This window comes from Cupriavidus sp. 207A1 (genome assembly GCF_057798955.1).
Window position 1 is genome coordinate 238533 of the sequence record NZ_JBYOJO010000001.1, and the last position, 26158, is coordinate 264690.

Below are 26158 nucleotides of genomic sequence, written 5' to 3' on the forward strand. Positions count from 1 at the left end.
CGCGCGGGTTGCGCGTATCCGGTTCGGGTCAAAACGGCTGCATATCAATGGGAGCCTCCCTGGCGTCTGACTGCCACAGCGCCGGCGCGGCGGACATGGCGGTCCGCCGCGCCGGCGCAACGTTGCTGGCGAAGGCCTGGCGATGCCTTAGCCGATCAGCAGCTGCCCCCGCATCGCGGCTACCAGGACAAAGCCGGCGAAGGTGCCGAAGATGGCGAAGATGCCGCCCAGCACGTTCGGGGCCGGTATCGGCGCCCGTACCGCAGTGTAAAGAAGACCCGTCACCAGGCCAACGGCCGCGGCCTGCAGTTCGGTACTGCCCAATGCGATTTCCACCATGTCATTCCCCCAACGCATGAGTTGCGATGATTCAGTGGCTGGCCGGCGGCCGCCCGAAGGCGATGGTCCGGCGCCACGCGTGCACGATCAGGTAGCCGATGTAGGTGAACAGGATCGCGCAGATCCCGCCGGTGACATTCGGCGCGGGAATCGGCAGGTCGAGCCAGGAATACAGCGTGCCGGTCACCAGCCCGACCACCAGCGCCACCAGTTCGTTGCGGCCTATGTAGACGTATTGCATGCGCGTTCTCCGTCGATGGTGTCGGCTCAGCCCTTGCCCTTGGGCGGGAAGATGGTGCGCGGCATGGTGCAGTGGATGCCCTGGGTGCCATCGACCACCTGGGTCACGCCGAAGTCCGCCGACACGCTCATCAGCGAGTAGGCATCGTCGCGCGACAGCCCCTGTTGCTCGGTCAGCAGGTGGATCATGTCGCGCGCCGCGTTCTTGCCGGCTTCATCGAGGTCCTCGTGGAAGCCGTGCACCACCCAGCAGTCCGGTGTTTCCAGCAGCGGCGAGGGGAAATGGAAGTCCTTGCGCAGCACGATCTGGAACAGCACGTTCAGCGAGGCCTCGATCGCGGTGCCGCTGACTTCGCCGTCGCCCTGCGAGATATGCGGGTCGCCGATGGAGAACAGGGCACCGTCGACCTGCACCGGGTAGTACATGGTCGCGCCCGCGCCGATGCGCCAGTTGTCGATATTGCCGCCGTGCAGCCCGGGCTCGACGGTGGTGACGCGGCCGCGCGCGTCGGGCGCGACGCCGGCGGTGCCAAGGTGCGGCCGCACGGGAACGCGCACGCCGGCCAGAGCGGGCTGGCGGCAGCATTCGCGCTCGTCGACCACCTTGCCGGGGATGGTCAGCTTGCCGGGATAGTCATAGGCGTAGAGCGCATGCGCGGTGTTGGAGGCCTGGTCCAGCTCGTAGATGGTGACCCGTTCCTTCTCGAACTCCTTATACAGCTGTCCCCAGTTGGCAGCGACATTGGCGCCGAAGCGGAAGCGCGGAATCATCTGCAGGTAGCGCACCTCCAGCACATCGCCTGGCCTGGCGTCTTCGACATAGATCGGCCCGGTCATGATATGCACGCCCGGGTGGCGGTCGTCGTGCGGAATCTTGCGGTAGATCTCGCGGATGGCGTCGTCCATCATCAGGTCGGGGGCGTCGCCGGCATGGTGGGTCACCGCTTCGGCGCGGATCAGGTCGCCGCTCTTCACGGTCAGCGCGGGCGCCTGGGTGGCATCGAAGTAGCCCCAGTGGATGGTCTCGGGGCGGGCGGGCAGGTCGTGCAGCATGGTTGTCTCCTTGGTTCTTTTTTCCGCCGTATCCGCGACCGCATCCGCAGCCGATCAGCGGGTGAGCGGCTGGCTTCGACGAGGTGGTCAGGGATGATGGCGATGCGTGGCAGGCAGGTCTGGCCTGTTCCCGCTGGCGAGGCTTGCGTCGCCGCGGTGAGTCAATACTAGGGATGGCGCGGGCACGGGCAGTAGGGTGATTCCCCCCAAACTCTTGTGTTGCCGCGCACTAAGGTAAACCCGCTGTACACCGCCGCCATCTGGCTGGCGGCGGCGGAGTGTTAATTTTTGGTTGACACCGTGTCAATGATCCATGGAATTGTCGACCACGCCTTGACAGTGCAAAATCCGGGCGAAGCCCGGGCCGATCCATCGCAAGCCCGGGAGAGACACACACAAGGAGATCGCCGCATGGCTGACACCAATCAATCCCCGCGCCTGCCGCTGGCTGGCGTGCGCGTGCTGGACCTGTCCCGCGTGCTGGCCGGACCGATGTGCACGCAGGCGCTGGGCGACCTGGGCGCGGAGGTCATCAAGGTCGAACACCCCGGCCGCGGCGACGATACGCGCGACTGGGGCCTGCGCGTGGGCACGCGCAACACCGCCTACTTCAACAGCGCCAACCGCAACAAGCAGTCCATCGGCATCGACCTGCAGCAGCCCGAAGGCCAGCGCATCGTGCGCGAACTGGCGGCGAAGTGCGACGTGCTGGTGCAGAACTTCAAGTTCGGCGGCATCGACAAGATGGGGCTGGGCTACGAGGCGCTGAAGGCGATCAACCCGGGGCTGGTCTATTGCTCGATCACCGGCTACCGCAGCAACGGCCCGGAGGCGACCCGCCCCGGCTACGACCTGGTGGTGCAGGGCGAGGCCGGCCTGATGGCACTGAATGGCGAGGAAGGGCAGGGACCGCTGAAGTTTGGCACGGCGGTGGTCGACATGTTCACCGGCATGTATTCGGCGCAGGCCGTGCTGGCCGCGCTGTACGACCGCCAGCGCACCGGCCAGGGGCGCCACGTGGAAATGGCGCTGTACGACTGCGGCCTGATGATCACCGCCTACTATGGCCTGGAGGCGCTGCTGATGGGCGAGGACCCGCCCAAGTACGGCAACGCCCATCCGTCGATCGTGCCCTACGGCGTATTCGACGCGGCCGATGGCCCGCTGGTGATCACGGTCGGCAACAACGCGCAGTTCCAGCGCTTCTGCACCGAGGTGATCGAGCGCCCGGACCTGGCCGCCGACGAGCGCTTCGCCACCAACACCGGCCGCTCGGCCAACCGCCAGGCGCTGCTGCCGGAACTGCGCGCCGAACTGGCGCGCCGCCCGCGCGAGCTGCTGCTGGCACGCCTGAGCGCCGCCGGCATTCCGTGCGGCGAGGTGCTGGGGCTGCTCGAGGCGCTGCGCTCGCGGCGCTCGGCCGAAGCCGGCCTGCTGGCCGAACTGCCCAATCCGGAAACCGGCCGTGTGGAAGTGCTGGCGCCGCCGTACCGGCTCGACGGCGAACGCGTGCCGGTGCGCGCCGCGCCGCCGCTGCTGTCGCAGGACACGGAGCGCGTGCTGGGCGATTTGCTCGGCATGGATGCGGGGCAGGTGGCCGCGCTCAAGGCGGCCGGCGTGGTGTAAGGGCCGGCGCAAGCCGCGCCGGTGGCTGGCCGGCGCGGGCTACGACGCGTCAGGCTGCTGCGGCTCCGGCCACTTGCCCTTGCGCGGGAAGCGCATGTCGAACTCCGTGAACACGTGTTCCTCGGAGCGGCAGCTGATGCCGGCGCCCCAGCTGCCCAGCACCTTCTGGCAGAACGCCAGGCCGATGCCGGTGCCGCGGTGCGCGGGATAGGAGAAGAAGGGCTGGAACATCCGCGCCAGCACCTGCGGCGGCACACCGGTAGCGGTGTCGCGGAACACCACGTGGACCGCGTCGGGCTCGACCTCGCAGCGGATATGGATGGTGCCCTTGCCGGCGCGCCGGATTGCTTCCAGCGCGTTCTTCAGCAGGTTGGTCGTGACCAGGCCGAACAGCTGGGCGTTGCCCATCACGTAGGCGCGGCCGGGCAGGTCCACCGTGACCCGTTCCATGTCGCCCGGTTCGAACGGAAAGCGGCCGACGGCGTCGCGGATCACCTCGCCCACTTCGAACAGTGCCTGCGTGGCGTTTTCCGGGTTCTTGGAGTTGGCCACCAGCAGTTCGATGCTGTTGCTGATATGGGCCAGGTCTGACTCCATCCGGGCCACGGCCTGCATCAGGCCGTCGCGCTGCGGCGTGTCCTGGTCCAGCGCCGCCGGCAGCCGGGCCTTGAGGCCCCTGGCGGTCATGGCCAGGCTGGTCAGCGGCGTGCGCAGCTCGTGCGCGACGGTCGCCAGCGCGGCGGCCATGCCGCGCCGCTTCTGCTCGGCCAGCAGCTGGCGGTCCATCTTGATCACCACCAGCACCGCGATCACGAAGCCGATCACCGGCAACTGCAGCAGCACCGGCTCCCACGGGATGCCGCCCATGGAGTTGCCGGCCAGCACGAACAGCGCTATCGCGGCCGCCGCGCCCGAGAACAGGGCAATGGTGGCGAAGGCGGTGTTGAAGTGATACAGGATCACCACGGCGATGATCACCGATTCGGCCCACACCATCGAGCCGCCGTTCTCCAGGTAGAAGAAGATAAAGGCGAACGGCAGGCCTATCGTGATGGCAAAGAGCGCATAGGGCGGCAGCCAGCGCCGGCCCGAGAACGCCGAGGCGAACAGCAGCGGCACGAACAGCGCGGTGCAGGCCAGCCGCAGCCACAGGTTTTCATAGGGCTGCGGGAACACATAGGACCAGATCACGTAGTAAAGCGGGTGCCCCACCACGCCCAGTGCGCCCACCATCTGGATCCGCCGCAGGCGGATGACGCTTTCCTCGTCCAGCAGCGTGGCCCGCGCGGCGGTCTCGAACACGGCCTGCCATGCCTGGCGCGCCAGCCCGGCAAGGTTGGGGCGGCCGTCCTCCGCTTGCGCTACCTTTGCATCCATCTCCAGGACTACTCCTCGCGGATGCCTGCGATCGGCCCGCTTGTGGGATTTTCAGGACTTGCGCCGTGCCCGGCGCGTCGAGGACCACTCTTCCAGCCGGACTTCGTCGCGGATGCTGGCGAGCACACCGACCAGGCGGTCGATTTCGGTGGCGCCAAGTTTCGCATGCAGCGTAAGTCGCATCAATGCCCGGTTCTTCGGGGTGGCCGGCGCACAGAATACCGCGCCGAAGATGCCGCGCCGCTGCAGCGCGTCGCGCAGCACCTTCACCTGCGGCTCGGTGCCCGCCTCGAGCCCGATGATCTGCTCGGAGCCCTCGCTGATGTTGTAGCCCAGTGCGGAGATCGCGGCACGGGTATCGCGGGTGAGGGCATGCAGGCGCTCCCGGCGCTCGTCCGCGGCGGCAATGAAGTCCGCCACCGCGTCGAACCACGCGATCTCGTGGCGCAGCAGCCCGGAGCTGAAGATCGCCGGCCGCGATTCCACCGCGTAGAAATCCTTGAAGGCAGTGGAGCAGGCCACATAGCCGGCGCGCCCGGCAAAGGCCTTGGCCAGCGACGCGGTGCGGAAATGCACGCGCTCGGACAGCCCCAGCGCCGGCACCAGCCCGCCGCCGCGCGGGCCATGCGTGCCCAGCGAGTGCGATTCGTCCACCACCAGCACGCAGCCGGACGCCTCGGCCAGTTCGACATAGTCCACCAGCGGCGCCACGCTGCCGGTGGTGCTGTAGACCGAATCCACCATGATCACGCCCGGGCCGAAGCGCTCCAGCTGGCGGCGTACATGATCGCAATCGTTATGGCGCACCGGCACCGCCTGCGCGCCCGCGGCGATGATGCCTTCCCACAGCGAGGCATGCCCGTTCATGTCGATATAGACCGGAATGCCGGGGCCGGCGATGCACTGCACCAGGCCAACGTTGGCGGCCCAGCCGGACTGGGCGATCAGCCCGTCCTCGGCCTGCATCAGGTCCGCGATCTTGCGCTCGACCCGCCTCTGCGGCGTATCGCCGTGCATGAACACGGACGACATCAGCAGCTCCGGCGCGTCATCGACAAAGGCGCGCGCCTGCGCCTGCACCAGCGAAGCTTCGCCCAGCAGGCACAGGTAGTCGTTGCTGCTCAGGTGCAGCGCGTCGGGTCCGGGCGTCAGCCCGTGCAGCAGGTGGTCCCCGCCCCAGAGCTTGCCCATGCGTTCCTCGAAATGCTGCGCCATGCGCGTGGTGATCCAGGGCGGCAGGGTCGGGGCCTTGCTGCGGCAGGCATGGTGGCAGGATTGCACAGGCGCGGCTTCGGAGAGCATCGGTCGTCCTTCAACAGATAAATATGAATCGGAGGGAAGCGGCAAGGCTTGCATGGCGTTTGCGCCAAAGCCAGCCGCCCATGCGTGGGGGGTGCCGGGCGCAATGTTCCCTGGTGGCGCGCCGGCTGCCGGCGTGCCATGGGACGCGTTTTCGTGTAGCGACCACTGTGCCAGTCTTAGCCAAGGATTGTGACGGGACTTCCACCAATCCAACGTCTGCATGCAGACTAGGTGGACGGGATAGAACGGTCACGCGGCAGCGCAAGGCGGGCCGGATTCAGCGGGGATTTTTCGCAACGAAATATGCTTGGTTAAGCACTTTCGCGGGCGCGATGCCGGGCGCTGGGCGGCCCGGGGCGCTGTTGTGGAGGGGATTGGCTTGCTGCTGCGCGGCCGTGGTGGCCGCGCGTCGGGCAGGGGGCGCGGCCGTGCACGCGCACAGGCCCGCCCCGCCGTAGTGCATAGATCCGGCAATCAGCCTGCGCCGGCACCCTCCAGCGCGGCGCCGCGCGCTTCCAGGGTGCGGCGGGCAATATTGAGCTGGTGGATCTGCGTGGTGCCTTCATACAGCCGGAACAGCCGCACATCGCGATAGAAGCGCTCGGCGACGGTGCGGGCCATATACCCGCTGCCGCCGAACACCTGCACCGCGCGGTCCGCCACGCGGCCGGCCATTTCGGAGGCGAACAGCTTGCACATCGACGCCTCCATGGTCACGTCCTCGCCGGCATCGCGCTTGCGCGCGGTCTCGAGCACCAGCGCGCGGGCGGCGTGCAGTTCCGTGTTGCTGTCGGCAATCATCTGCTGCACCAGCTGGTAGTCGGCAATCGGCTTGCCGAACTGGCGGCGCTGCGCCGCGTAGCGGACCATCTCGTCGACCAGCCGGATCGCCGGCCCCACGCACAGGCCGGCCAGGTTGATGCGCTGCTTGTTCAGGGCCTTCATCGCAGTCTTGAAGCCCGCATTGGGTTTGCCGCCGACGATGGCGCTGGCCGGCACGCGGCAATCCTTCAGGTAGACGTCGCCCACCGGCGAGCCGTGCTGGCCCATTTTGCGCTCCGGCTCGCCGGTGCTCAGGCCCGGCGTGCCGCGCTCGACCAGGAAGGCACTGATGCCGTGCGCGCCTGGCATCGCGGGGTCGGTGCGGGCGAACACGGTGAACAGGTCGGCGATCGGCGCATTGGTGATAAAGCACTTGCTGCCGTTCAGCACGTAGTGGTCGCCGTCCTGCCTGGCGGTGGTCTGCAGCGCGGTGGCATCCGAACCAGCCTCCGGTTCGGTCAGCGCGAAGCAGCCGGTGACCTTGCCCGACGCCAGCTGCGGCAGGTAGCGCTGGCGCTGCGCCTCGGTGCCGTCGGCCACCAGCGACTCCGAGGCAATGCCGGTGTTGCCGCCGAAACGGGCGCGGAACACCGTGGCCGCCTGCGACACTTCGATGTTTACCTGCGCCAGCTCTTCGGTGGTCAGGCCGGCGCCGCCGTAGGCTTCCGGAATGCTGTGGCCGAACAGGCCGAGGCGGCGCATCTGCTCGACCACGGGCTCGGGGATGACATCGGTCTGGTCGATCTGCGCCTCGAGCGGGATGCAGGTTTCCAGCACGAAGCGGCGGAGTTCGGCAAGCAGCGCTTGCTGGCGGGCGGAGTCGCGGATCATGGAGGGTTTCCGGTGGCGGGTTGAGGGTGGTGGGGGCGCGGCTACTGTGCCGTGATGCCGGCGGTCTTCAGCACGCCGGTCCATTTTTTGGTTTCGGCATCGAGGAAGCGGTCGAACGCGGCCGCGGGTTGGGGGGCCAGGTCCATGCCGAGTTCGGCCAGGCGGCGCGCGGTGGCCGGGTCGGCGGTGGCGCGCGCGGCGGCCTCGGCCAGCTTGCGCACCACCGCGTCCGGCGTGCCCTGCGGCGCCACCAGCCCGAACCATGCGCCCACTTCATAGCCCGGCAACTGCGCCGCCTCGGCCACGGTGGGCACGTCCGGCAGCACCGCCGTGCGTTTGGCCGAGGTCACTGCCAGCGCGCGCAGCTTGCCGCTTTGCACCTGCTGGCGCGCAATGGCGGAGGTCAGGGCCATCATCGACACGCGCGCACCCAGCAGGTCGCTCAGCGCCTCGGGCTGGCCCTTGTAGGGCACGTGGGTCAGCTTGACGTGCGTCATCTGCGCCAGCAATTCCGCCGACAGGTGGTTGGAGGTGCCGATGCCCGCGCTGGCGTAGGTCAGCGTGCCCGGCTGCTTGCGTGCCGCGTCGAGCAGTTGCGGCAGCGTGCGCAGCGGCGACGAGGCCGGCACCACGATCACGTTGGGCACCGCGCCGATGCCGGCCACGGCGCGGAAGTCCTTGCCGCCCTTGCCCTTGCCCTGGCCCTGGAAAGACGGATTGAGCAGCGGCCCGACCACGTAGCTGGGGCTGACCGCCAGCAGCGTATAGCCGTCGGCAGGTGCCCTGGCGACAAGGTCGGCGCCAATGGCGCCGCCGGCGCCGGTCTTGTTCTCGACGATCACCGGTTGGTGCAGCACCTCGGCCATGTTCTCGGCCGTGATGCGGGTGACCGAGTCGACCACGCCGCCCGCCGAGAACGGCACGATGATGCGCACCGGGCGGTCCGGGAAGCGCGCCGCGTCGTCGGCGGCGGCCAGCGTTGCCGCGGGCGTCAGCGCGGCGCAGGCCAGCATGCCGGCGGCGAGCCGGCGCCATGGGTAAAAGGCATCCATCTTGTCTCCTTGGTTGCCTGCGCCCGGGACGTTGCCGGGCGCGAGGTCGGTCTCATGCAGGCCTCTGGCGGGCCGCTGGTCCTGGTCCTGCCGGCGACATTGCCGGCAGGCTGCGCCGTCGCGCCACTGTCCCGTAACGGGTCAGCGCGCGCAGCTCAGTTCGATCTGCCGCACCGCTTCGCGCAACCTTGGCGCCACCTCGCGCTCCAGCAGGTTGTCGCGGTTGCGCGATGCCGCGATGGTGCAGTTCAGCGCGAACGGGTCCTGGTGCAGCGACTGGCGCAACGGCGCCGCGATCGCATGGATCTCGGGCCGCCACTCGCCGCGGCTCAGGCAATAGCCGTGCGCGCGGAAGTGCTGCTGGTCCTCCGTCCACATCTGGCGCTCCTGGCTGAAGCGCTGCGGGTCTTCGACCCGCAGCCGGTTCAGCAGCGCCGTGCGCTCATCCGCGCTGCACGCCAGCAGCACCGCGCGGCCGATCGCGCTGGCCAGCAGCGGGCGCGTGCTGCCGATGTCCGGCTGGTAGAAGTTGCCGGGATCCAGCCGGCAACTGTCGACGTAGACCACCGACAGGCGCTCGCGCATGCCCAGGTTCACGGTGCAGCCGGTTTCACGCGCGATGGCCTCCATGTAGGGCCGGGCCACCTGGCGGATCGCCAGCCCGGCCAGCATCGGGTAGGCCAGCGCCAGCACCCCGGCGCCGAGCCGGTACTTCTGGTTGCCGGGCACGCGGCTGAGAAAGCCCAGCAGCCCCAGCGTGTACGTCAGCCGCGACACCGTCGCCTTGGGCAGCCCGGTGCGCGCCACGATGTCCTGGTTGCCCAGCACCGGGCTGGACGGCGTGAACGCGCGCAGCACCTGCAGCCCGCGCGCCAGGTTGGTGGCGAACTGGCGGTCGGTGGCGAGGGCATCCTCGCTGGCCAGGCCTGGCAGGGGCAGGGGTTCCGGGTGGCGGTCCATGCTGTGCGGTGGTTGCTTGGGTTCCATGCTGGGATCCGGAAAAGGGGGCGTCAATGTTGTAGCACGACCGTTCCGCAGAGCGAAACCGTACTTGCGCCCCGGCCGGCCGCCTGCCACCTTGCAGCGGACAACCCTGCCGCCGGAGACCTCCATGCCAGACCAGCACGCCCACCCTGTATCGCCCGAAGCAGCGGGCAACGGCCCGCTCGCCGGGTTGCGCATCCTCGACATGGCCACCGTGGTGGCGGCGCCGTTCTCCGCCACGCTGTGCGCCGACATGGGGGCCGAGGTGGTCAAGCTGGAACTGCCCGACGGCAGCGATCCGCTGCGCGGACTGGAGCCGGTCACCGAGGACCACGCGCTGTACTGGAAGGTGACCAACCGTGGCAAGCGCGGCATCTCGCTGGACGTGCGCACGCCGCGCGGCCGCGAGATCTTCCTGCGCCTGCTGCCGCGCTTCGATGTATTGGTGGAGAACTTCCGCACCGGCACGCTGGCGCGCTGGGGGCTTGATCTCGCCACGCTGCACGCGGCCAACCCCAGGCTGATCGTGCTGCGGCTGACCGGCTTCGGCCAGACCGGGCCCGATGCGACGCGACCGGGGTTTGCCCGCATCTTTGAAGCCAGGAGCGGCTTCACCAACCTGGCCGGCACGGCGCAGAGCGGGCCGATGCATATGAACTACCCGACAGGCGACATGATCGCCGGCCTGTTCGGCGCCTTTGCCATCGCCACCGCGGTGGCGGAGCAGCGCGCCAATCCAGGCCAGCCCGGCCGCGAGATCGACCTGGCCGCCACCGAGGCGCTGTTCCGCCTGCTGGACCCGCTCGCCATCGAATACGAACGGCTCGGCCATGTGCGCCAGCGCGCCGGCAACCGCACCACCTACGCCGCGCCGTCCAACATGTACCGCACGGCGGACGATACCTGGGTCACCGTGGTGGCCTCGTCCGACGCCACCTTCCGCCGGCTGGCCGAGGCCATGGGCGCGTCGCATCTCGCCCAGTCACCGGAATACGCCACCAATGCCGGTCGCGTGCGCCATATCGAAGCCCTCGACGGCTGCATCGCCGAGTGGTTCGCCGCGCAGCCCTACGCCGTTGCCGCGGCGCGGCTGGAACAATGCCAGGTGCCGTTCAGCAAGGTGTTCAGCATCGCCGATATCGTCGAAGACGCGCAGATGGTGGCGCGCCAGGCCATCGTCAGGCTGCCCGATGCGGATTTGGGCACGGTGCCGGCCCCTTGCGTGGTGCCGCGGTTTTCGGGCTATGCGCCGCCATCACCGCGTACCGGGCCGGATGTGGGGGAACACAATGCGGAGGTTTACGGGGAGTTGGGTATTGGGGAGGAGGAGTTGGTGCGGCTGCGGGGGGAGGGGGTGGTTTGACGTTGGCCTAACTGCGGTGAGAAGTAGTGCGAATTAGCCGGACTGAAGCGCAGTGGCGCCTTGCGTTCGATGCTTGGCCCATTGCTATACCGAAACCGGGCACCCGCCGGCAGGGGGAAATTTCCCTCTGGTGAGCGGCCGTTGCCCCGTCTCTGCCACTGAGGGGGGTAGTTCCAGTGGCGGCTTTGCAGCCGATGGCCGACATGGGTTTCAATGAAGACGAGTCCCCCACTCGACCGTGCAAATCAGTGAAGTTTTCCCGAACCGTTGTCTCCAGGATGCCAAGTGGATGGCTTCGCGGTGGGCCTTGACACTGCAACGTCGTGCCTCCGGTAATCATGGCAGCGGAGCGCAGCTACTGGCTTATCCGGAACTCAACCCAGCCGAGCGCGAAAGCTTGCGGCGCAGTGCGCGCGTCGGGCGTCGTACGGTTGAGTGCTCACCAGAAGCCAAGCACCTTCCACCAGACGCTCCCGACCACGGCGAAGATCAGCAGCTCCACCACGCACATCACAAAACCGACGCGCCACCAGGTTCCCATCGTGACATATCCGCTTCCGAAGATGATCGGCGAGGTGCCCGTCGCATAGTGGGTCAGCGTCATCATGATCGCCGAGCCGGCCGCCATAAGCAGCATGAAGGGAACCACGTACCCTGGCGGTATCAGATTGACTCCGACTGACAGGAAGGCAAGCAGCATCGCACTGATGTGCGCCGTCGTGCTGGCGAACAGGTAGTGGGAGAAAACGAAGACCGCCACCAGGATCGCAGCCGTGCCGCCCCAGCCAATGCCGCTGGCCACGATCGCGTCGCTCATGCCCTTGGAGAACCACGTGATCACGCCTTGCTTGTTCAGTTGCTCGGCCAGCATGATCAGCGCACCAAACCATATCAGCGTGTCCCAGGCGCTCTTCTCGGACAGCACGTCGTCCCAGTCGATGGTGCCAGTGATGATCAGCACGAACAGGCCGACGAGGGCGACCACGGTTGGGTCCAGCGTGAGCGACGGACCGAACACCATCGCCGGAACGTTGGCCCACAGCAGCAGCAGTAGCGCGAAGGTAAATATCATGACCATTTCCTTCGGCGACACTGGGCCCATCTTCGCCATTTCGGCGTGCGCATATTCCACTGCGTTGGGCGTGGCCTTGAGCTGCGGCGGCGACAACACATAGATCACCAGCGGCATCACCAGCATGCATAGCAGACCGGGCAGCAACATGCACAGCGCCCAGCTCGTCCAGCTTAGATGCAGATTCTGGTTGGTTGCCTTGGCAATGTAGTCCACCACCAGGGGGTTCGGGGCGGTGGCGGTCACGAACATCGCCGAGGAGATAGGATTGGCGTGATAGTTGACCAAGGCCAGGTAGGTGCCAACCTTGCCCTCGGTGCCGTTGGCCGGGTCCGAGTCGAACGCGTTGGCAATCGACTTCATGATCGGATGTACGATGCCGCCACCGCGCGCGGTATTGCTCGGCGTGAACGGCGCCAGCACCAGTTCACAGGTGGCCAGACCATAGCCGATGCCTATCGTTCGTTTCCCCATCAGGGATATGAACAGCAGGCCAACGCGGGTGCCCAGGCCGGTCTTCTTCACGCCGCGGGAGATCAGGATGGCCACCACGATCAACCAGATGAGCGGACTGTCGAAGGCGGTCAGCGCGTCGGCGATCGCTCCCTTGGAGGAGGTCGAGGTGACCTGCGACAGCGAGAGGACCACGATGGCCATCATCGCCATCACCCCGATCGGCATGACCTTCAGGATGATCGCAACGATTGTGGTCAGAAAGATGGCAGCCAGGCCCCAGGCCTTGGAGGTGAGCCCCTCAGGCACGGGCAGCAGCAGCAGGGTGATCAGCACGACCGTGGTGATCAGCGCTGGGCCCAGTCGGAACGGGACCACACTATTGAAGTAGCGGAACGCTGCTTTTAGTTTTGTAAGCATTTTGCGATCCTTCTCAGAAGAGTTGGGTTCACACCGACGCCGGCAGTCAGTACGGTGAAGTTTGCGTCCCGCTGGCACTCATGATCACCGGCATAGAAGGACGTAATTCAAAAGTCACAGCGCTACCACGGTACGCGACCTGCATCACTGTTGAAGCCGCTTGCGCCCTATAGCCGAACTGGTCGCTTTGCCCCCGCTCCGGAGTGCTTGAAACAGCACACGCGGCTCTGCAGATTCGTCATGCGGCGTGCCTAGGCAAAAACCATCGGTGTGCTATGGTTTTTTATATGACCTTTTCGGCTAGGGGACCAGTGTGCGTTGGCCGGCCCAGCTACCAAACGAGCGCGCAATGGTACGTCTGAGCGTCGAAGGACGGCAGCTCGAAGCACCGGCAAACTGCTCCATCCTGCAGGCCTTTTTGCAGGCGGGAGAAACGCTTGTCGAGGGCGTTGGCTGCATGGGCCAGGGTGTATGCGGCTCTTGCCGTGTCATGGTGCGGCGCAGCGGCGAGCAGGACGTGCGCACGGCGCTCGCCTGCGAGACGCTGGTCGAGGACGGTATGCAAGTCGCGTTTCTGGATTACTTCACGGCCTCGGAGCGGCACGTCTATCGCATCGACGAGATCGGCGATAGCTGGGAGGCCTTGCGGACCATCTCCGAAGTGTTCCCCGAAGCCGCGCATTGCCGTCACTGCAGTGGATGCGACCGCGCCTGCCCGAAGGGGCTCGACGTCCAGGACGGGGTGAAGTTCGCGGTCGAAGGCAAGCTGACAGCTTCGAGCCAGGTCTTCGACGAATGTGTGATGTGTAACCTCTGCACGCTGGCGTGCCCCGAGCATATCCGTCCCAACCATCTCGGCTTGTTCGTGCGGAGAATGATCGCGGCGCAAACGCTGCGGCCGGCCAATCTCATGCTGCGATTGCAGCAGATCGAGAACGGCGAGATGAAGATCGACTTCGACGCAGCGGGCGCGCACCCGCCGCGCTGAAGGGATGAACCATCATGCCGGCTGGCATCCCCTACGAAGACGCGCGCAAGCGCTACCGTCCCGGCACGGCGCCAACGATGCGCGGCGACGACATTCCCGCCGACGAACTGCTCAAGGGCTATCACCCCGACCACGGCCCCAATGCACGCGTGGTGCTGGGCGCAGGCGTCAATCGCGGCGAGCCTTGTCAGCCGGATCTCGCCCGATATCTGCAAGCCAACGCGCTGATCGACGACGTCGATATTGCTGGCGCGCAACTTGTCTCCACAGATGTGCTGATCGTCGGCGGGGGTGGTGGCGGTTGCGCAGCGGCGCTTAGCGCGGCCAAGCAGGGCGCGCAGGTGGTTCTCGCCACCAAGCTGCGCCTCGGTGACAGCAATACCGTGATGGCAGAAGGCGGGATCCAGGCAGCCATCGGCGAGGACGACAGCCCTCAATTGCACTTTGAGGACACCTTGCGCGCCGGACATTTCTGCGGCGAGCCCGAGTTGGTCGCCCAGATGGTGATGGACGGGCCCGACGTGATTCGCTGGCTGATCCGGCTAGGTATGATGTTTGACCAGGAGGAGGACCGGCCCTTGGGTGGCAATCTGCTGCGCAAGAAGCCCGGCGGGGCGTCGGCCGCGCGCATCCTCTCCTACCGGGACTACACCGGATTGGAGATGATGCGCGTGTTGCGCGAGGCGGTGGACCTGGAACCCGCAATCGCGGTGTGGAACCGCTGCCCCGTGGTCGAATTGCTGTCCGACGAACGGGGGCGTTGCGCCGGCGCGGTGATCTACAACCTCGAATGGCGCACCTTCATGCTGGTACGCGCGCGCGCCGTGGTTCTTGCAACCGGAGGGGCGGGGCGCCTGCACCTGAATGCGTTCCCCACGTCCAATCACTACGGTGCTACCGCAGATGGCCTGGTGCTTGCCTATCGGATCGGCGCGCGGCTGCGCGAGCTGGATTCGTTTCAATACCATCCCACCGGCATTGCCTACCCGCCGCACCTGGCGGGCGGCCTGATATCGGAAGCTGCCCGTTCGGCCGGCGCAAAGCTGATCAATGGCGAGGGCGAGAGGTTTGTCGATGAACTCAAGCCGCGGGACATCGTGGCCTCGGCGATCCTGCGTGAATGCGCGCAGGGGCGCGGCATCGAGCGTGGCGGCAGGGTTGGAGTCTTCCTCGACACGCCGACGCTGGAAATGGAGAACCCCGGCATTCTTGCCAGTCGACTCGTGACGCTACGCCATCTTGCGCACAAGTGCGGACAGGATGCGGCACAGGAGCCTTTCCTGGTCTATCCGACCCTGCACTACCAGAATGGTGGCGTTGCCATCGACAAGAACGGCATGACGAACGTGCCGGGGCTGTACTGCGTGGGCGAGGTCACGGGCGGGATTCACGGGCGCAACCGGCTGATGGGCAACGCGCTGCTCGATATCCTGAGCATGGGCAGGCGCGCCGGTGCCAGCGCGGCGCAAGCCGGGCGCGGCGCCATGGGCGCGCGCGCGGGCATTGGCCACGTGCACGCGTGGCAGCGGGAGCTGACGCTGGCCGGGCTGCCGCTGCACGTCAAGGCCCCCCAGCTCTTCCCTGGCTACGCGAATTTCGATCTGCGCGTCGATGCAGGGTTGGACACGGGCGCGTCGGGTCGGGCTGTCGGCGGCACCATGTAGGCGGAGCATGGAGCGCGCCATGGAACAGCTCAACGAGGTTCTGATCAACGAGGACATCCGGGTCGGCGCCAACCTGGATGCCTGGCTGGCACGCGGCGGCGGAGAGGGGCTGGCGCAGGCCCTGCGAGAGCCGGACGCAATCATTGCCGAGATCAGGCGGGCGGACTTGCGCGGGATGGGTGGCGCCGGCTTCCCGACGCATAGAAAATGGGCAGCGGTCGCTGCGGTGGCTGCCGCTGAAAAATACATCATCTGCAATGGCAATGAAGACGAACCGGGCACGTTCAAGGACCGCTTCCTGCTGGAACATACGCCGCACCAGGTGGTCGAGGGCGCGCTGATCGCCGCGGTCGCTACCCGCGCCAACCATGTGGTGCTGTATGTCAACCCCCATCAGCCGCTGTCGCTGGCGACGATGCGCGAGGCGGTGCAGCAATGGCAGGCACACCCGCAATTCGCCGAGCTGGCAGGGGTGGTCGGCGGACCGGTATCGCTCCGCGTTGTACCCAGCTCAGGCTTGTATATCGGCGGCGAGGAAACCGCAGTCATCGCCAGCGTCGAAGGAGGATTCCCGTTTCCGCGCCGCAAGCCGCCGTTTCCCGCCGAGCACGGCGTGCATGGCGCACCGACGGTCGTCAACAACACCGAGACGCTGGCCCACGTCCCGGGCATCCTGCGCAACGGTGCCCAGTGGTATCGCAGCCTCGGCGTCGGCCATGCCGCGGGAACCAAGCTGTACTCGTTGTCGGGCGACGTCTTGCGGCCCGGCCTGTACGAGTTGCCGATGGGCACGAGCTTGGAGACGCTGGTATTCCGGCATGGTTGCGGGATGCTGCAGGGAAAGGAGTTCAAGGCGGTCTTCACGGGTGGCCCGTCCAATACGCTGCTGACCAAGCGCGATCTCGATGTGGCGCTGGACTTCGATTCCGTGCGGCAACGGGGCTCGCGGCTGGGCACCGGCGCGATGATCGTGGTATCGGAAGGGACCAGCATCGTGCGCAAGGTGGCGGAGTACGTCAGCTTCTTCGCCCAGGGCTCATGCGGCCAGTGCCCGCCGTGCAAGGGGGGGACTTTTCAACTGATGCGCCTGCTCAACCGGATCGATACGGGCCGCGGCGTTCGCGCGGACCTGGAAGCGTTGGAAAACCTTTGCCGCATCCTTCCCGGCAGCGGTCGCTGCGGGTTAATCGATGGCGCCGTGACGGTGGTAGACAGTTCCCTCAATCAGTTTCGGGAGGAATACGAGGCGCTCCTGATGGCATAGTTCCACCGTCGAACGTCCGAGATATGCGGGGCGTCGCGCTGTGTGAGCGCGCATGCCTTATGCAGGCATGTATCGCCTGGCGGCGCTACATCGGTCCCCTGGCGACACCGCAGCAACTCCGCAGCCATGAGTGGCCGGTTGCGGCATCATCATTCGATCAGCCCGCGGGCGGCCTGCCTGACGTCGGGCGAGGAGAAGCGGAAGACGGCGCGATCCAGCAAGTAGTGGATGAAGCCAGTCGCGAAGCCCAGTGCCAGCAGCGCCGGCACGTAAGGCGAGGAGCGCAGCCAGCGCGCCGCCTCGCCGAAGATGCGATCGGCGTAGGCGTATTCGTCGGTCACGGCCTCCACCTCCAGGACGGGTAGCAGCAAGGTGGAGATGACGGCGAGGACGAGCAGCACTGCCCAGCCGCGTCGATTGATGGGTGCGAGCAGTTGCTGCCAAGGTGTGCCGGGCGCCTGAGCCTTACCGGAAGCTGCGAGCGAAGTGAGTCCCATTGCCGCGCTCCAATGTTGTACGCTCCACAGCACGATGAACAGGAACGGGTCGCGCGCGAGGAAGGCGAAGAGCACCATGGACGAGACGCTGAGGACGTAGGCCACGCGCGGCAGCGATGCACGCTGCGAGCGCAGTTCGACGTATAGCATCAGGCCAGTCAGGATGATGACGAAGGCAATGCCGCCATCGTGCAGTATGCGCGCGAACAGGTCCGACCAGCCCACCCCCAGCAGCGGCTCGACCCAGCGATCCTGGAAGGCTATCGATCCAGCCAAGGCGTCTGCCAGTACGACCAGGCCACCGCCCACGACGAGCGCGAACCACCGGTCAAGCCGTCGCGTGACCGCGTCGGATGCTCGTCCTGCGCGAGAGCGGTAGAGGCTAAGTAGCCCAAAATGCTGCGCGGCGAAATGGTGACTCACCAGCAGGTAGTCCAGCACGGCCAGCCACACCACGCGCTCAGTCACCGGGATCGGCAGCAACCTCTCAGGCGCCAGAAGCAGGGCGAAGCAGGCCACGGCGATGGTCAACGGGGCCACTACGAAACGTAGCCGCTGAGTCGTGAGCAGAGGACGGTAGGCCGGGGTTGCGTAGGCCAACCAGGCCGACGCGACGCGGTGGCCGAACCATAGGGGTACTGCAAAGGCAAAAAACAGTCCGTCCACCGGGCTGGCGCGCACGTCGTCATGACCCCAGGCCAGCAGAAGGACCAGAGGGGCTAACCACAGCGCATTCAGTACCCAAACGAGGTCCCAAGCCGGGTTCTTGATCCAGCGCATGGTGGGCTTCCTGGCTTCGCCGCTGCCGCGCAACTGGCCATTGGCCATGGTGGAACTCCTGGAAGTTGCTTGCGAGGTGGTGGTTTCAGCATATGCGCACAAGGATCGGGAGGACAAATACTTTCCTGTCTTCGGGCGATGCTCGCAGGCCGACTTCGAAATGGCGGCCCTGTAAAGTTCTCGTGCAGTCGTGCCAGCTCAGCAGCCCGCGCCGGATTTCGCCAAGCGCAAAGAAAGGCCGATGTTCAATCCCCCTTGGCGAGCGGCGGTAGCGCCTTTTGCAGTGCTATGATTTCGCGGCGGCGACGGACGCGCCCTCGATTCCGTGACGCCTGAGAGCGTCCGCAACGAAGCCGGAGGCCTTCATCTCCTCGACGAACCGCCGTAGCCATTCCACAGCTTCAGCGCTGCGGGCTTTGGGGAGGCCCATTGCCTGCTGTATGACCATAAACCTGCCCGGCAGCAACCTCAGGCCCGCAGTGCGCCTGGCATCTCCTTCCAATTGCTGTCGCACCCCTGCAGCGACGTCCGCATTTTCTTCCAGGAATGTTTGCACCACGGATGGAGACGTTGGGGCGCGCACGATCTGTGCATGTTTCAGCGTACGAGTGAGATAAAGGTCGTAGGCGCTCCCTTTCCCTACGACGACGCGGCGTCCGGCAAGGTCGACTTCATCGTTGGTCTTGACGGGGGATTCATGCTTCACCAGGTATGCGCCCTCGATCAGCACGTAGGGTTCAGAGAAGGCGATGCCGGCCCCCCGGACTGGGTCGACGGCAAAGAACCCGAAGTCAGCCTGCTCGGCCGTGACGGCATCGACCGACTTTCCCGCGGAATCGAACACGACAAGCTCAAGCGGCAGGCCAAGGCGATGGGCAAACTCGCCGGCCAGGTCTACTGAAACGCCGAATGGATTTCCCTCGGCATCGAGGTTTGCGAGGATGGGATTGCCCACATTAATGGATGCGCGAAGGATTCCCGTCGGCGCAAGCTCGAGCCGTGCATGGTCATTTGTCATGGTGCTTCCGAGTGTGCAATCTCAGTTGGTCTTCGCGTTCGCATGTCGATCCAGTAGTGCTTTCACTGCCGGGTCCATGGCGATGCCCTCTTCGCGCTGACGCGCCAGCTTGTCCAGTTCGATCTCTCCGGGAACAATGACAGGCTTGCCAGGCTCGGCCGGTGCGCTACCGTGGAGGATGGCTGCAAAGTCTTTCATGCGGGCAGCCAGCCATTGCGCCGATCCCAGCCGCCTGGTATCGACCAGGATAAAGAAATGGCCAAGGTTCTGGGGTTCGTCAGGTGCATCGACCCAAGACTTGACGTGCGTCAGGTACGCCGCATCCGAGAGCAATCCAGCGAAGAGATCGACCATCAGTGCCAGCCCATAGCCCTTGTGCCCGCCAATCGGCAGCAGGAAGCCATCGAGGGCGGCTTTGGGATCGGTGGTTCTTCGTCCTTGCGCGTCGGTGGCCCACGAATCCGGAATGGATTGTCCTGCCTTGAGTGCATTGCGAATCTTGGCGCGCGCGGCCACGCTCATTGCCATGTCCAGCAGGAAGTGGCGGCCGTCATGCCCCGGTACGCCGAAGCCCAGTGGGCTGTTGCCCAGGCGAGCATCGCTTCCGCCCCATGGCGCGATGGTCGTCGTGGCATTGCTGCCAATCATGCTGGCGAACCCTGCTTGCGCCGCAATGTAGCTGTACGGCGAAACCGGCCCGAAATGATTGCTGCCCCGGACGAAGGCCATGCCGATGCCGAATTCTCCGGCGACTTCCATGGCGGCGCGCAGCGCCTTCATGCCAGCGAGCGGACCGACCGCGTTGCCGCCATCGACCTTTACCAGCGCCGGCGCGGCGCGTTCGACGGTAATGGTGGGGCGTGCCGAGATACCGCCGGACCGGAGTCGTTCGCCATAGGATTCAATGCGAGACAGTCCATGGGTGCTGAGCCCGAAGAGGTCTGCCAGTACGAGGATGTCAACGACATCGCTGGCGTCATGTTCGGCCAGGCCGAGGCCCTGGAACGCGCGTGTTCCGAGCTGACGGAGATCGGCTTCGGATACCGTGATTCGATCTTGTTGCATGCTGGATATTCTCTGAAGATTTAGTTGGCCTGGATTCCCGCGCTGCGGACGACGGTGCCCCAGCGTTGTTGCTCGGTACGAATGAATGACGTGAATTCGGCGCTGCCCGCACCGACAGGCGTGCTTGCGTCCTCTGCAAGTCGCTGTCGCACCAGTGGGCTGGCCAGGGCCTTTACTGCCTCGGCATGCAGACGACTGACAACCGGCGTGGGCGTGCGCGCAGGCGCCATCAGCCCAAACCACTGAGAGCTTTCGAATCCGGGATAGCCTTCCTCGGCAATGGTGGGAACGTTGGGAATCGGCGTGAGGCGTTTTGACGATCCAACCGCGAGGATGCGCAGCTTGCCTGCCCTGGCGTGTTGCAGGATCCCTGCCAGGCCCGCCGATGCGGCGTCAATGTTTCCGGCCAGCAAGTCGGTAATCTGGGCGCCGGTGCCCTTGTAAGGCACGTGCACGAGATCGATATGCGCGGCCTGCTTGAGCATCTCGAAGGCGACGTTGCCAGCGCTCCCGTTGCCCGCCGATCCGTATGTCATGGCGCCAGGCTTCGCCTTGGCCTGGGCGATGAATGCCTTGATGGAATCGCTATGGACGGTAGGCCCGACCGCGAACACCATCGGCACTTTCGCGAGCAATGTCACCGGCGTGAAGTCCTTCAGAGGATCGTAGGGAAGCTTGCGCATCATGGCGGGATTGACGGCAAGCGTGCCAACGTGGCCAAGGACCAGTGTGTATCCGTCAGGCGCGGCGCGCGCGGTTTCCTGCATGGCGATGACACCCTGGCCACCGCCCTTGTTGTCCACGACGATCTGTTGGCCCAGACCCTTCGACATCTCTGCCGCGATCGCGCGGGCAATGGCGTCCGAGCTTCCGCCGGGTCCATACGGGACGATCAGCCGGATCGGCCTGACGGGTGTCCAGGTCTGCGCATGTGCGGGGATCAGTAAAGCGGCTAGCGGGATCGCGAGGGCGGCAAGGGCGGCACGGCGCGGCATGCGCCGTACCGGCTCTCGTACTTTGTTGGGCATTGTGTCTCCTGCTTGGTCATGACAGCGTTTTGTTCTGTCCGTGCCGCGAATGATCACGCTCGCCGGATTCCGGTGTAAAGTGCAAATATCACAAGTATTCTTGCGTTGAGCACATGAATTTCGATCTGGCGGACTTGCGGGCGTTTCTGGCCGTAGCCGATCTGGGCAGCTTCAAGGCAGCATCCGATGCGATGTTCTTGTCGCAGTCGGCACTGTCGCGTCGTGTCGATAAATTGGAAGAGGCGCTTGGCGTTGCGCTTTTCACGCGGACCACCCGGAAGGTCGAATTGACTACCCTGGGCCGCATGTTTGTGCACAAGGCGCGCAATGTCATCAACGAGCTTGAAGAGGCCATGCTCGGCATCCAGACCGTTGCCGAGCGGCTGTCGGGCGAGGTGACGCTTGCTTGCGTACCGTCTGCGGTAGGCCATTTCTTGCCCTCGGTCGTGGGGCCGTATCACGAGCGCTATCCGGGGATAAGACTCCGCATCATTGACGAGTCTTCGGGCGATGTCCTCCTCGCAGTCGCGCGCGGCGATGCGGATTTCGGTCTGACCTATATCGGGACGCAGGAGCCAGACATCGAATTCTGCCCTTTGATTGAAGAGGCGTTTGTTGTCGCCTGTCGCAAAGGGCATCCGTTAGCTTCGCGAAAAAGCGTCAAATGGAAAGACCTTGAAGGTTTTGACTACATTACGCTCGCGCAAGGCAGCGGCAATCGCTTCCTGATTGACCAGGCCCTTGCGCGGCTGCAGGTAAGACCGCGCTGGTACTGCGAGGTAAATCACGTTCCCGCCCTGGTAAGCCTGGTCCAGGCCGGCCTGGGAATCGGTGTTGTGCCTCGAATGGCTTTGCCGCCGAAGTCCGGCAGTGGTCTTCTTGCGATCCCGCTGACTGACCCAGCCATAACTCGAACGTTGGGATTGATCTCGCGTCGAGGACGCCCGTTGGCGCCGGCCGCGCAGATTCTCTTTGACATGCTGATCCGAAGAGGAACAGCAAAACTCTAGGCGCGTGGCATCGAAGTTACTGCAGTGCAAGTGACCGGTGTCGGAGCACCCAGGGTCGCTCGGTAAGTTTCCCACGGCCTCGCTCTACACGCTGACCAAGGGTGCGATCGCAGGCTTCAATCGCAGTCTGGTGCGTGATCTGGGGCCGAAAGGCATCACGGTCAACACCGTCCATCCTGGCCCGACCGACACCGATATGAATCCCGCCGGCGGCCCGGTCAGCGAGATCGTAGGGCCCGGCATTGCCTTGGGCCGATATGGGCAGCCACATGAGATTGCCGGCGTCGTGGCATTCCTCGCCGGCCCGGACGCAGCCTGCATCCAGGCGGTGGTCGCCAACAGCCGTGGGCCTGAAACGCTGGGCGATGCCGTGAAAGCAATCGGGCCTTCGATTCGCCCTGGCACGCGCGAGGAAGCCGCAGCGCAGGAGATCGTGCTGGTGGCCGTGAACTGGTCGAAGCTGCCGCAGACCTCGTGCCCGGCGCGTGATGTTCTTGTCCGGCGATGATGCCAATGCCAAGGTCGAGGTGGCCAGGTTGATCGATCGTCTTGGATTCTTCGGCATCGATCTCGGTTCGCTCGATGCGGGCGGAAGGCAGCAGCAGTTTCCTGGAGGACCGCTGGCGGCGCTGAATCTGGTGAGGTCGGGTTGACTGGGAAGGCGGGGGTGAAAGCAACCGAACTAGCGGCGCACTGCGCTCGATCTCCCGTCGCCTCGTTGCTGCGATGCCTGGTGCTGAGACTGACTGGCTCCCGCTGTTGCGCCGCGCAGAGTTTCCCACCTCCAATGACGGCACTATGCTCTTTGGGGCGACTTGACTTCGGCTTCGTGACACCCTTCGCGAGATCCGCTGCCGCGTTCCAGCAGCCGCGCCGGCAGCGCAAGCAATAGCGTGACCGCTCCCGTTGCGAGCAGGATAGCCAGCAGTTCGAATGCAAGATAGAGGTCGCCGGTGTGGGTCTTGATCGCGCCCACCGCGATCGGGCTGAGCAAGGCCGCCACGCCGCCCAGGCTGCTGACCAGTGCGATGCCGGCGGGCGCCTGCTGCGCGCCAAGGTACGCCGGCGGAATCGTCCAGAACACCGGCAGCGCGGCCAGGCACGCGGCGGCCCCGACCGTCATGCATGCCACCGCCGGCACCAGTTCGCCGCGCGCGAGGCCCATCAGCAGGAAGCTGGCGGCGGCAACCAGCAGGCAACCCGCCACGTGCCAGCGCCGTTCCAGGAGGCGGTCTGAGCTGCGCGCCAGCAGGTACATCGTTACCAGCCCGAGTACATAGGGCAGCGTGGAGATCCAGCCGATGCGCGACACGTGCGCCTCGCCGAAGCCCTGGATCAGCGTCGGCATCCAGTAGGCGATGGTGTTGGTGCAGGCATAGATCGACAGGAAGGCGAGGCCGATGACGTAGATGTGTGGATCCCTGAGCAGCGCCAGGATGCCGCCGTGCCGGCGCGCCTGGACTTCCTTGCCAAGGTCGCTGGCGAGCATGGCCTTTTCCGCGGGCGTGAGCCACTTTGCCTGGGCGGGGCTGTCGTCGAGGTAGCGCCAGGCCACCAGGCCGAGCAGCATCGCCGGAAGGCCTTCCACCACGAACAGCGCCTGCCAGTCGCGCAGGCCCAGCCATCCATCCAGGTGCAGCATGATCGCTGCCGCCAGCGGACCGCTGATCATCCCGGCGAAAGTGCCCGACATCAGGAACAGCGACGTGATCCGTCCGCGGCGCTGTGCGGGGAACCAGTAGGTCAGGTACAGGATGACTCCCGGGAAGAAGCCGGCTTCGGCCACACCCAGCAGGAAGCGCGCGAAATAGAGCGCCTCGGGCGAATTGACCTGGCTGGTGGCGACGGTCGCCAGGCCCCACAGCAGCAGGATGCGCGTAATGGTCAGGCGCGCCCCGGTCTTCTGCATATAAAGGTTGCTGGGCACCTCGAACAGGATGTACCCGGCGAAGAAGGCCGCCGCGCCGATGCCATAGGCCGCATCCGAGAGACCCAGGTCGCTGCCCATGCGCAGCTTGGCGAACGAGATGTTGATGCGGTCGATCGTGTTCAGCACATAGGCCGCGAACAGGAACGGGAGCAGCCGCCAGGTGATCTTGCGGTAGAGGGCGGCGAGCGAGACGGCATCGTGCGGCGGTGCCGAGGGCATGGCAGAGGCGGGGGCGAGTGGTTGCACTTGGTACTCCTGGGCATTGCAAGTGTTGTCTCCCCTCTCCCATTTATGGGAAAGGGGAGAGAAGCCGGCGGCGGGGTCAGGCCGCGGCTTCGCGCGTGGCGCGGTCCAGCATCGGCACCGCGAGTTCGCAGGCCTCGATGCCTTGCAGGCTGACGATCTTCAGCACCGCCAGGATCTGCGCGCGCGTGGCGCCCAGGCGCAACGCGGCTTCGATATGCCGCTGGGTGCCGTGGCCGTACATGTGGGTGATCGCGGCATCGCCGGCGATGCAGAGGAACTCGATCCACAGCGGCGGCAGGATGTTGTCTGTCCACAGGCCGAAGCCCATGGCCAGGAATTTCTCCAGGTACTGCGGATCCCAGCGGTACAGCGTTTCCCACAGCGGGTTGAACATGCCGTTGGCACGTACCGCGTCGCACACCGGCGTCGCGCCTGATGCGACTGGCTCATCCGGGATGCCGGCGCGGGCCAGTTCCTCGGCCAGTGCCGGCACGCCGACCGCACAGGCATGGATGCCGACCACGCTGGCAAGCTTGAAGACTTCCAGGATCTCGGCGCGCGTGGCGCCCAGCCGGATCGCCTCGCGCACGTGGCGCGATACGCCCGGCTTGTACAGGTGCGTGGCGGTGACGTCGAGGTTCAGGCGAATCAGCGCGACCAGCTTGGGATCGAGCACGCCTTCGGCCTGCGCATCGCGAGCCAGCGCGACCCAGCTGGCAATCCACCTGGGATCCCATTCGGTCAGCGGATCGAGCTCGCCGCCGAGCACGCCGGTATCGCGCAGCGCCTTGTAGTGGGCAAACAGATTGTGTTGCATGGCTGTCTGGTTATAGGGCGGGCTCAAATGACCGAACCGCCGTTGGGACTGATGACCTGGCCGACCAGGTAGTGCTCGTCGCTGGCGAGATGCAGCACGGTCGCGGCGTATTCCTCGACGGTGCCGAAGCGGCCCGCCGGGCAGCTTTGCCAGAGGCGGTTGCGGCCGTCTTCGCCGATCTTTTCCAGGTACTGATTGAAGGCGGGCGTCGCGACACCGCCGGGTGCCATCGCGTTGACGTAGATGTTGGCGCCGGCCACTTCCAGCGCCACGGAACGGGTGAAGGCAACCACCGCGCCCTTGGTGGCGCTGTAGTGCGGGCTGTGCGCGCTGCGGGACGAGATCCCGGCGATCGACGCGATATTGACGATGCGGCCGTAGCGTTGCGGCTGCATCAGCCGCAACGCCTCGCGGGTGCAGTAGAAGGTGCCATGCACGTTCACGCCCCAGTAGCGCAGCCATTCCTCGTCGGTGATTTCGCTGGTAAAGCCGAGCGACGCGCGCGGCACCGGCGTCTGCAGGTAGGCGTACAGCTGGTTGCGGCGCTCGGTGTCCACCGGACGGTTCGGGGTCAGCGCGGCGTTGTTGACGAGGATATGCACCGTGCCGAAGGTCTCGCGCGCCTGCGCGAACATGTCGGCCACTTGCTGGCTCGACGATACGTCGCAGACGACGGAAAGGCAGCGCCGGCCTTCGGCCAGGACTGCTTCGCGCGCCGCGGCCAGCGAAGCGGGGTCGATGTCGCAGATCACCAGGTCGGCGCCGGCGCGCGCCAGCGCCACGGCGATGCCCTGGCCCAGGCCGGGGCCGACGCCGGTCACCACGGCGATCTTGTTGGTCAGTTTCATGATCGGTTGCTCGGTTGCTGCAAGGAGGGGCTGTGTTCGGATGCCGACGGCACGCGCGGCCAAGGCAAG

General features: G+C 65.9%; 24 protein-coding genes. 8 read left to right on the plus strand and 16 right to left on the minus strand.

Features of this window, described 5'->3' with window-relative positions:
- Positions 1-147: 147 nt before the first annotated feature.
- Genes AC3FMM_RS01090 through AC3FMM_RS01100 form a run of 3 tightly spaced genes read right to left on the minus strand, consistent with a single transcriptional unit; the run spans position 148 to position 1632 of the window.
- Positions 148-339 carry a DUF1427 family protein gene (locus AC3FMM_RS01090; RefSeq protein WP_012355164.1) on the minus strand — a complete coding sequence of 64 codons (192 nt, stop codon included), beginning with the start codon at positions 337-339 and terminating at the stop codon, positions 148-150.
- Between the two features lie 31 nt (positions 340-370).
- The gene (locus tag AC3FMM_RS01095) at positions 371-580 is read right to left on the minus strand and encodes a XapX domain-containing protein (RefSeq protein WP_115682324.1); all 210 of its coding nucleotides are present in this window, start codon (positions 578-580) and stop codon (positions 371-373) included.
- 26 nt (positions 581-606) lie between these two features.
- On the minus strand, positions 607-1632 hold the full coding sequence (locus tag AC3FMM_RS01100) for an acetamidase/formamidase family protein (RefSeq protein WP_115712194.1): 1026 nt from the start codon (positions 1630-1632) through the stop codon (positions 607-609).
- A 411-nt stretch (positions 1633-2043) separates the two neighbouring features.
- Here AC3FMM_RS01100 and AC3FMM_RS01105 point away from each other — a divergent pair, with 411 nt between their 5' ends.
- A complete protein-coding gene (locus AC3FMM_RS01105) occupies positions 2044-3258 on the plus strand; it encodes a CaiB/BaiF CoA transferase family protein (RefSeq protein WP_115682326.1) in 1215 nt (404 codons plus the stop codon).
- A 39-nt stretch (positions 3259-3297) separates the two neighbouring features.
- On the opposite strand, the gene AC3FMM_RS01110 is transcribed toward AC3FMM_RS01105, so the two are convergent.
- The 5 genes from AC3FMM_RS01110 to AC3FMM_RS01130 form a co-directional block, all read right to left on the minus strand.
- Positions 3298-4635 carry a sensor histidine kinase gene (locus tag AC3FMM_RS01110; protein WP_115682327.1) on the minus strand — a complete coding sequence of 446 codons (1338 nt, stop codon included), beginning with the start codon at positions 4633-4635 and terminating at the stop codon, positions 3298-3300.
- 51 nt (positions 4636-4686) lie between these two features.
- On the minus strand, positions 4687-5937 hold the full coding sequence (gene cqsA / locus AC3FMM_RS01115; RefSeq protein WP_414248387.1) for an alpha-hydroxyketone-type quorum-sensing autoinducer synthase: 1251 nt from the start codon (positions 5935-5937) through the stop codon (positions 4687-4689).
- A gap of 474 nt (positions 5938-6411) precedes the next feature.
- Entirely contained in the window at positions 6412-7590 is a 1179-nt protein-coding gene (locus tag AC3FMM_RS01120) for an acyl-CoA dehydrogenase family protein (RefSeq protein ID WP_116380754.1), read from the minus strand.
- A 41-nt stretch (positions 7591-7631) separates the two neighbouring features.
- Positions 7632-8642: a tripartite tricarboxylate transporter substrate binding protein gene (locus AC3FMM_RS01125; RefSeq protein WP_488685990.1), complete on the minus strand. Its 1011-nt coding sequence runs from the start codon at positions 8640-8642 to the stop codon at positions 7632-7634.
- Between the two features lie 141 nt (positions 8643-8783).
- Positions 8784-9629, minus strand: a complete 846-nt coding sequence (locus tag AC3FMM_RS01130; RefSeq protein WP_373429547.1) for an IclR family transcriptional regulator — start codon at positions 9627-9629, stop codon at positions 8784-8786.
- Between the two features lie 124 nt (positions 9630-9753).
- Between AC3FMM_RS01130 and AC3FMM_RS01135 the strand changes: the two genes are divergently transcribed.
- Entirely contained in the window at positions 9754-10989 is a 1236-nt protein-coding gene (locus AC3FMM_RS01135; RefSeq protein ID WP_414248385.1) for a CaiB/BaiF CoA transferase family protein, read from the plus strand.
- Between the two features lie 439 nt (positions 10990-11428).
- Here the strand turns inward: AC3FMM_RS01135 and AC3FMM_RS01140 are convergent, their stop codons facing one another.
- On the minus strand, positions 11429-12934 hold the full coding sequence (locus tag AC3FMM_RS01140; RefSeq protein WP_115712209.1) for a DASS family sodium-coupled anion symporter: 1506 nt from the start codon (positions 12932-12934) through the stop codon (positions 11429-11431).
- A gap of 349 nt (positions 12935-13283) precedes the next feature.
- On the opposite strand from AC3FMM_RS01140, the gene AC3FMM_RS01145 reads away from it, so the two are divergent.
- The 3 genes from AC3FMM_RS01145 to AC3FMM_RS01155 are packed head-to-tail and all read left to right on the plus strand — an operon-like array spanning position 13284 to position 16850.
- Positions 13284-13922: a 2Fe-2S iron-sulfur cluster-binding protein gene (locus AC3FMM_RS01145; protein WP_115700988.1), complete on the plus strand. Its 639-nt coding sequence runs from the start codon at positions 13284-13286 to the stop codon at positions 13920-13922.
- A gap of 14 nt (positions 13923-13936) precedes the next feature.
- Entirely contained in the window at positions 13937-15586 is a 1650-nt protein-coding gene (locus AC3FMM_RS01150; protein WP_488685991.1) for an FAD-binding protein, read from the plus strand.
- 19 nt (positions 15587-15605) lie between these two features.
- The gene (locus tag AC3FMM_RS01155; RefSeq protein ID WP_326347840.1) at positions 15606-16850 is read left to right on the plus strand and encodes a complex I 51 kDa subunit family protein; all 1245 of its coding nucleotides are present in this window, start codon (positions 15606-15608) and stop codon (positions 16848-16850) included.
- Between the two features lie 149 nt (positions 16851-16999).
- Here AC3FMM_RS01155 and AC3FMM_RS01160 read toward each other — a convergent pair whose 3' ends face one another.
- From AC3FMM_RS01160 to AC3FMM_RS01175, 4 genes are all read right to left on the minus strand, one after another.
- Positions 17000-18175, minus strand: coding sequence for a hypothetical protein (locus tag AC3FMM_RS01160; protein WP_488685992.1), 1176 nt, complete (start codon positions 18173-18175; stop codon positions 17000-17002).
- Positions 18176-18413: 238 nt separating this feature from the next.
- Positions 18414-19145: an ABC transporter substrate-binding protein gene (locus AC3FMM_RS01165; RefSeq protein WP_116313438.1), complete on the minus strand. Its 732-nt coding sequence runs from the start codon at positions 19143-19145 to the stop codon at positions 18414-18416.
- A 21-nt stretch (positions 19146-19166) separates the two neighbouring features.
- Complete coding sequence (locus AC3FMM_RS01170; protein ID WP_115712221.1) at positions 19167-20210, minus strand: Ldh family oxidoreductase; 1044 nt, start codon at positions 20208-20210, stop codon at positions 19167-19169.
- A 20-nt stretch (positions 20211-20230) separates the two neighbouring features.
- Positions 20231-21238, minus strand: coding sequence for a Bug family tripartite tricarboxylate transporter substrate binding protein (locus AC3FMM_RS01175; protein WP_115712223.1), 1008 nt, complete (start codon positions 21236-21238; stop codon positions 20231-20233).
- A gap of 113 nt (positions 21239-21351) precedes the next feature.
- On the opposite strand from AC3FMM_RS01175, the gene AC3FMM_RS01180 reads away from it, so the two are divergent.
- From AC3FMM_RS01180 to AC3FMM_RS01190, 3 genes are read left to right on the plus strand one after another with little or no spacing between them, the layout of a single operon-like run.
- A complete protein-coding gene (locus AC3FMM_RS01180; RefSeq protein WP_488685993.1) occupies positions 21352-22248 on the plus strand; it encodes a LysR family transcriptional regulator in 897 nt (298 codons plus the stop codon).
- Positions 22249-22285: 37 nt separating this feature from the next.
- Positions 22286-22756 (plus strand): SDR family oxidoreductase, encoded by a 471-nt coding sequence (locus AC3FMM_RS01185; protein WP_488685994.1) that lies wholly within the window; start codon positions 22286-22288, stop codon positions 22754-22756.
- A complete protein-coding gene (locus AC3FMM_RS01190) occupies positions 22737-22901 on the plus strand; it encodes a hypothetical protein (protein WP_488685995.1) in 165 nt (54 codons plus the stop codon). The genes AC3FMM_RS01185 and AC3FMM_RS01190 overlap by 20 nt, the downstream gene beginning before the upstream one ends.
- Before the next feature lie 143 nt (positions 22902-23044).
- Here the strand turns inward: AC3FMM_RS01190 and AC3FMM_RS01195 are convergent, their stop codons facing one another.
- The 3 genes from AC3FMM_RS01195 to AC3FMM_RS01205 form a co-directional block, all read right to left on the minus strand.
- Positions 23045-24424, minus strand: a complete 1380-nt coding sequence (locus AC3FMM_RS01195; RefSeq protein WP_488685996.1) for an MFS transporter — start codon at positions 24422-24424, stop codon at positions 23045-23047.
- Between the two features lie 76 nt (positions 24425-24500).
- A complete protein-coding gene (locus tag AC3FMM_RS01200; RefSeq protein ID WP_116313443.1) occupies positions 24501-25241 on the minus strand; it encodes a carboxymuconolactone decarboxylase family protein in 741 nt (246 codons plus the stop codon).
- Between the two features lie 23 nt (positions 25242-25264).
- On the minus strand, positions 25265-26089 hold the full coding sequence (locus AC3FMM_RS01205) for an SDR family NAD(P)-dependent oxidoreductase (protein ID WP_115712230.1): 825 nt from the start codon (positions 26087-26089) through the stop codon (positions 25265-25267).
- Between the last annotated feature and the right edge of the window lie 69 nt (positions 26090-26158).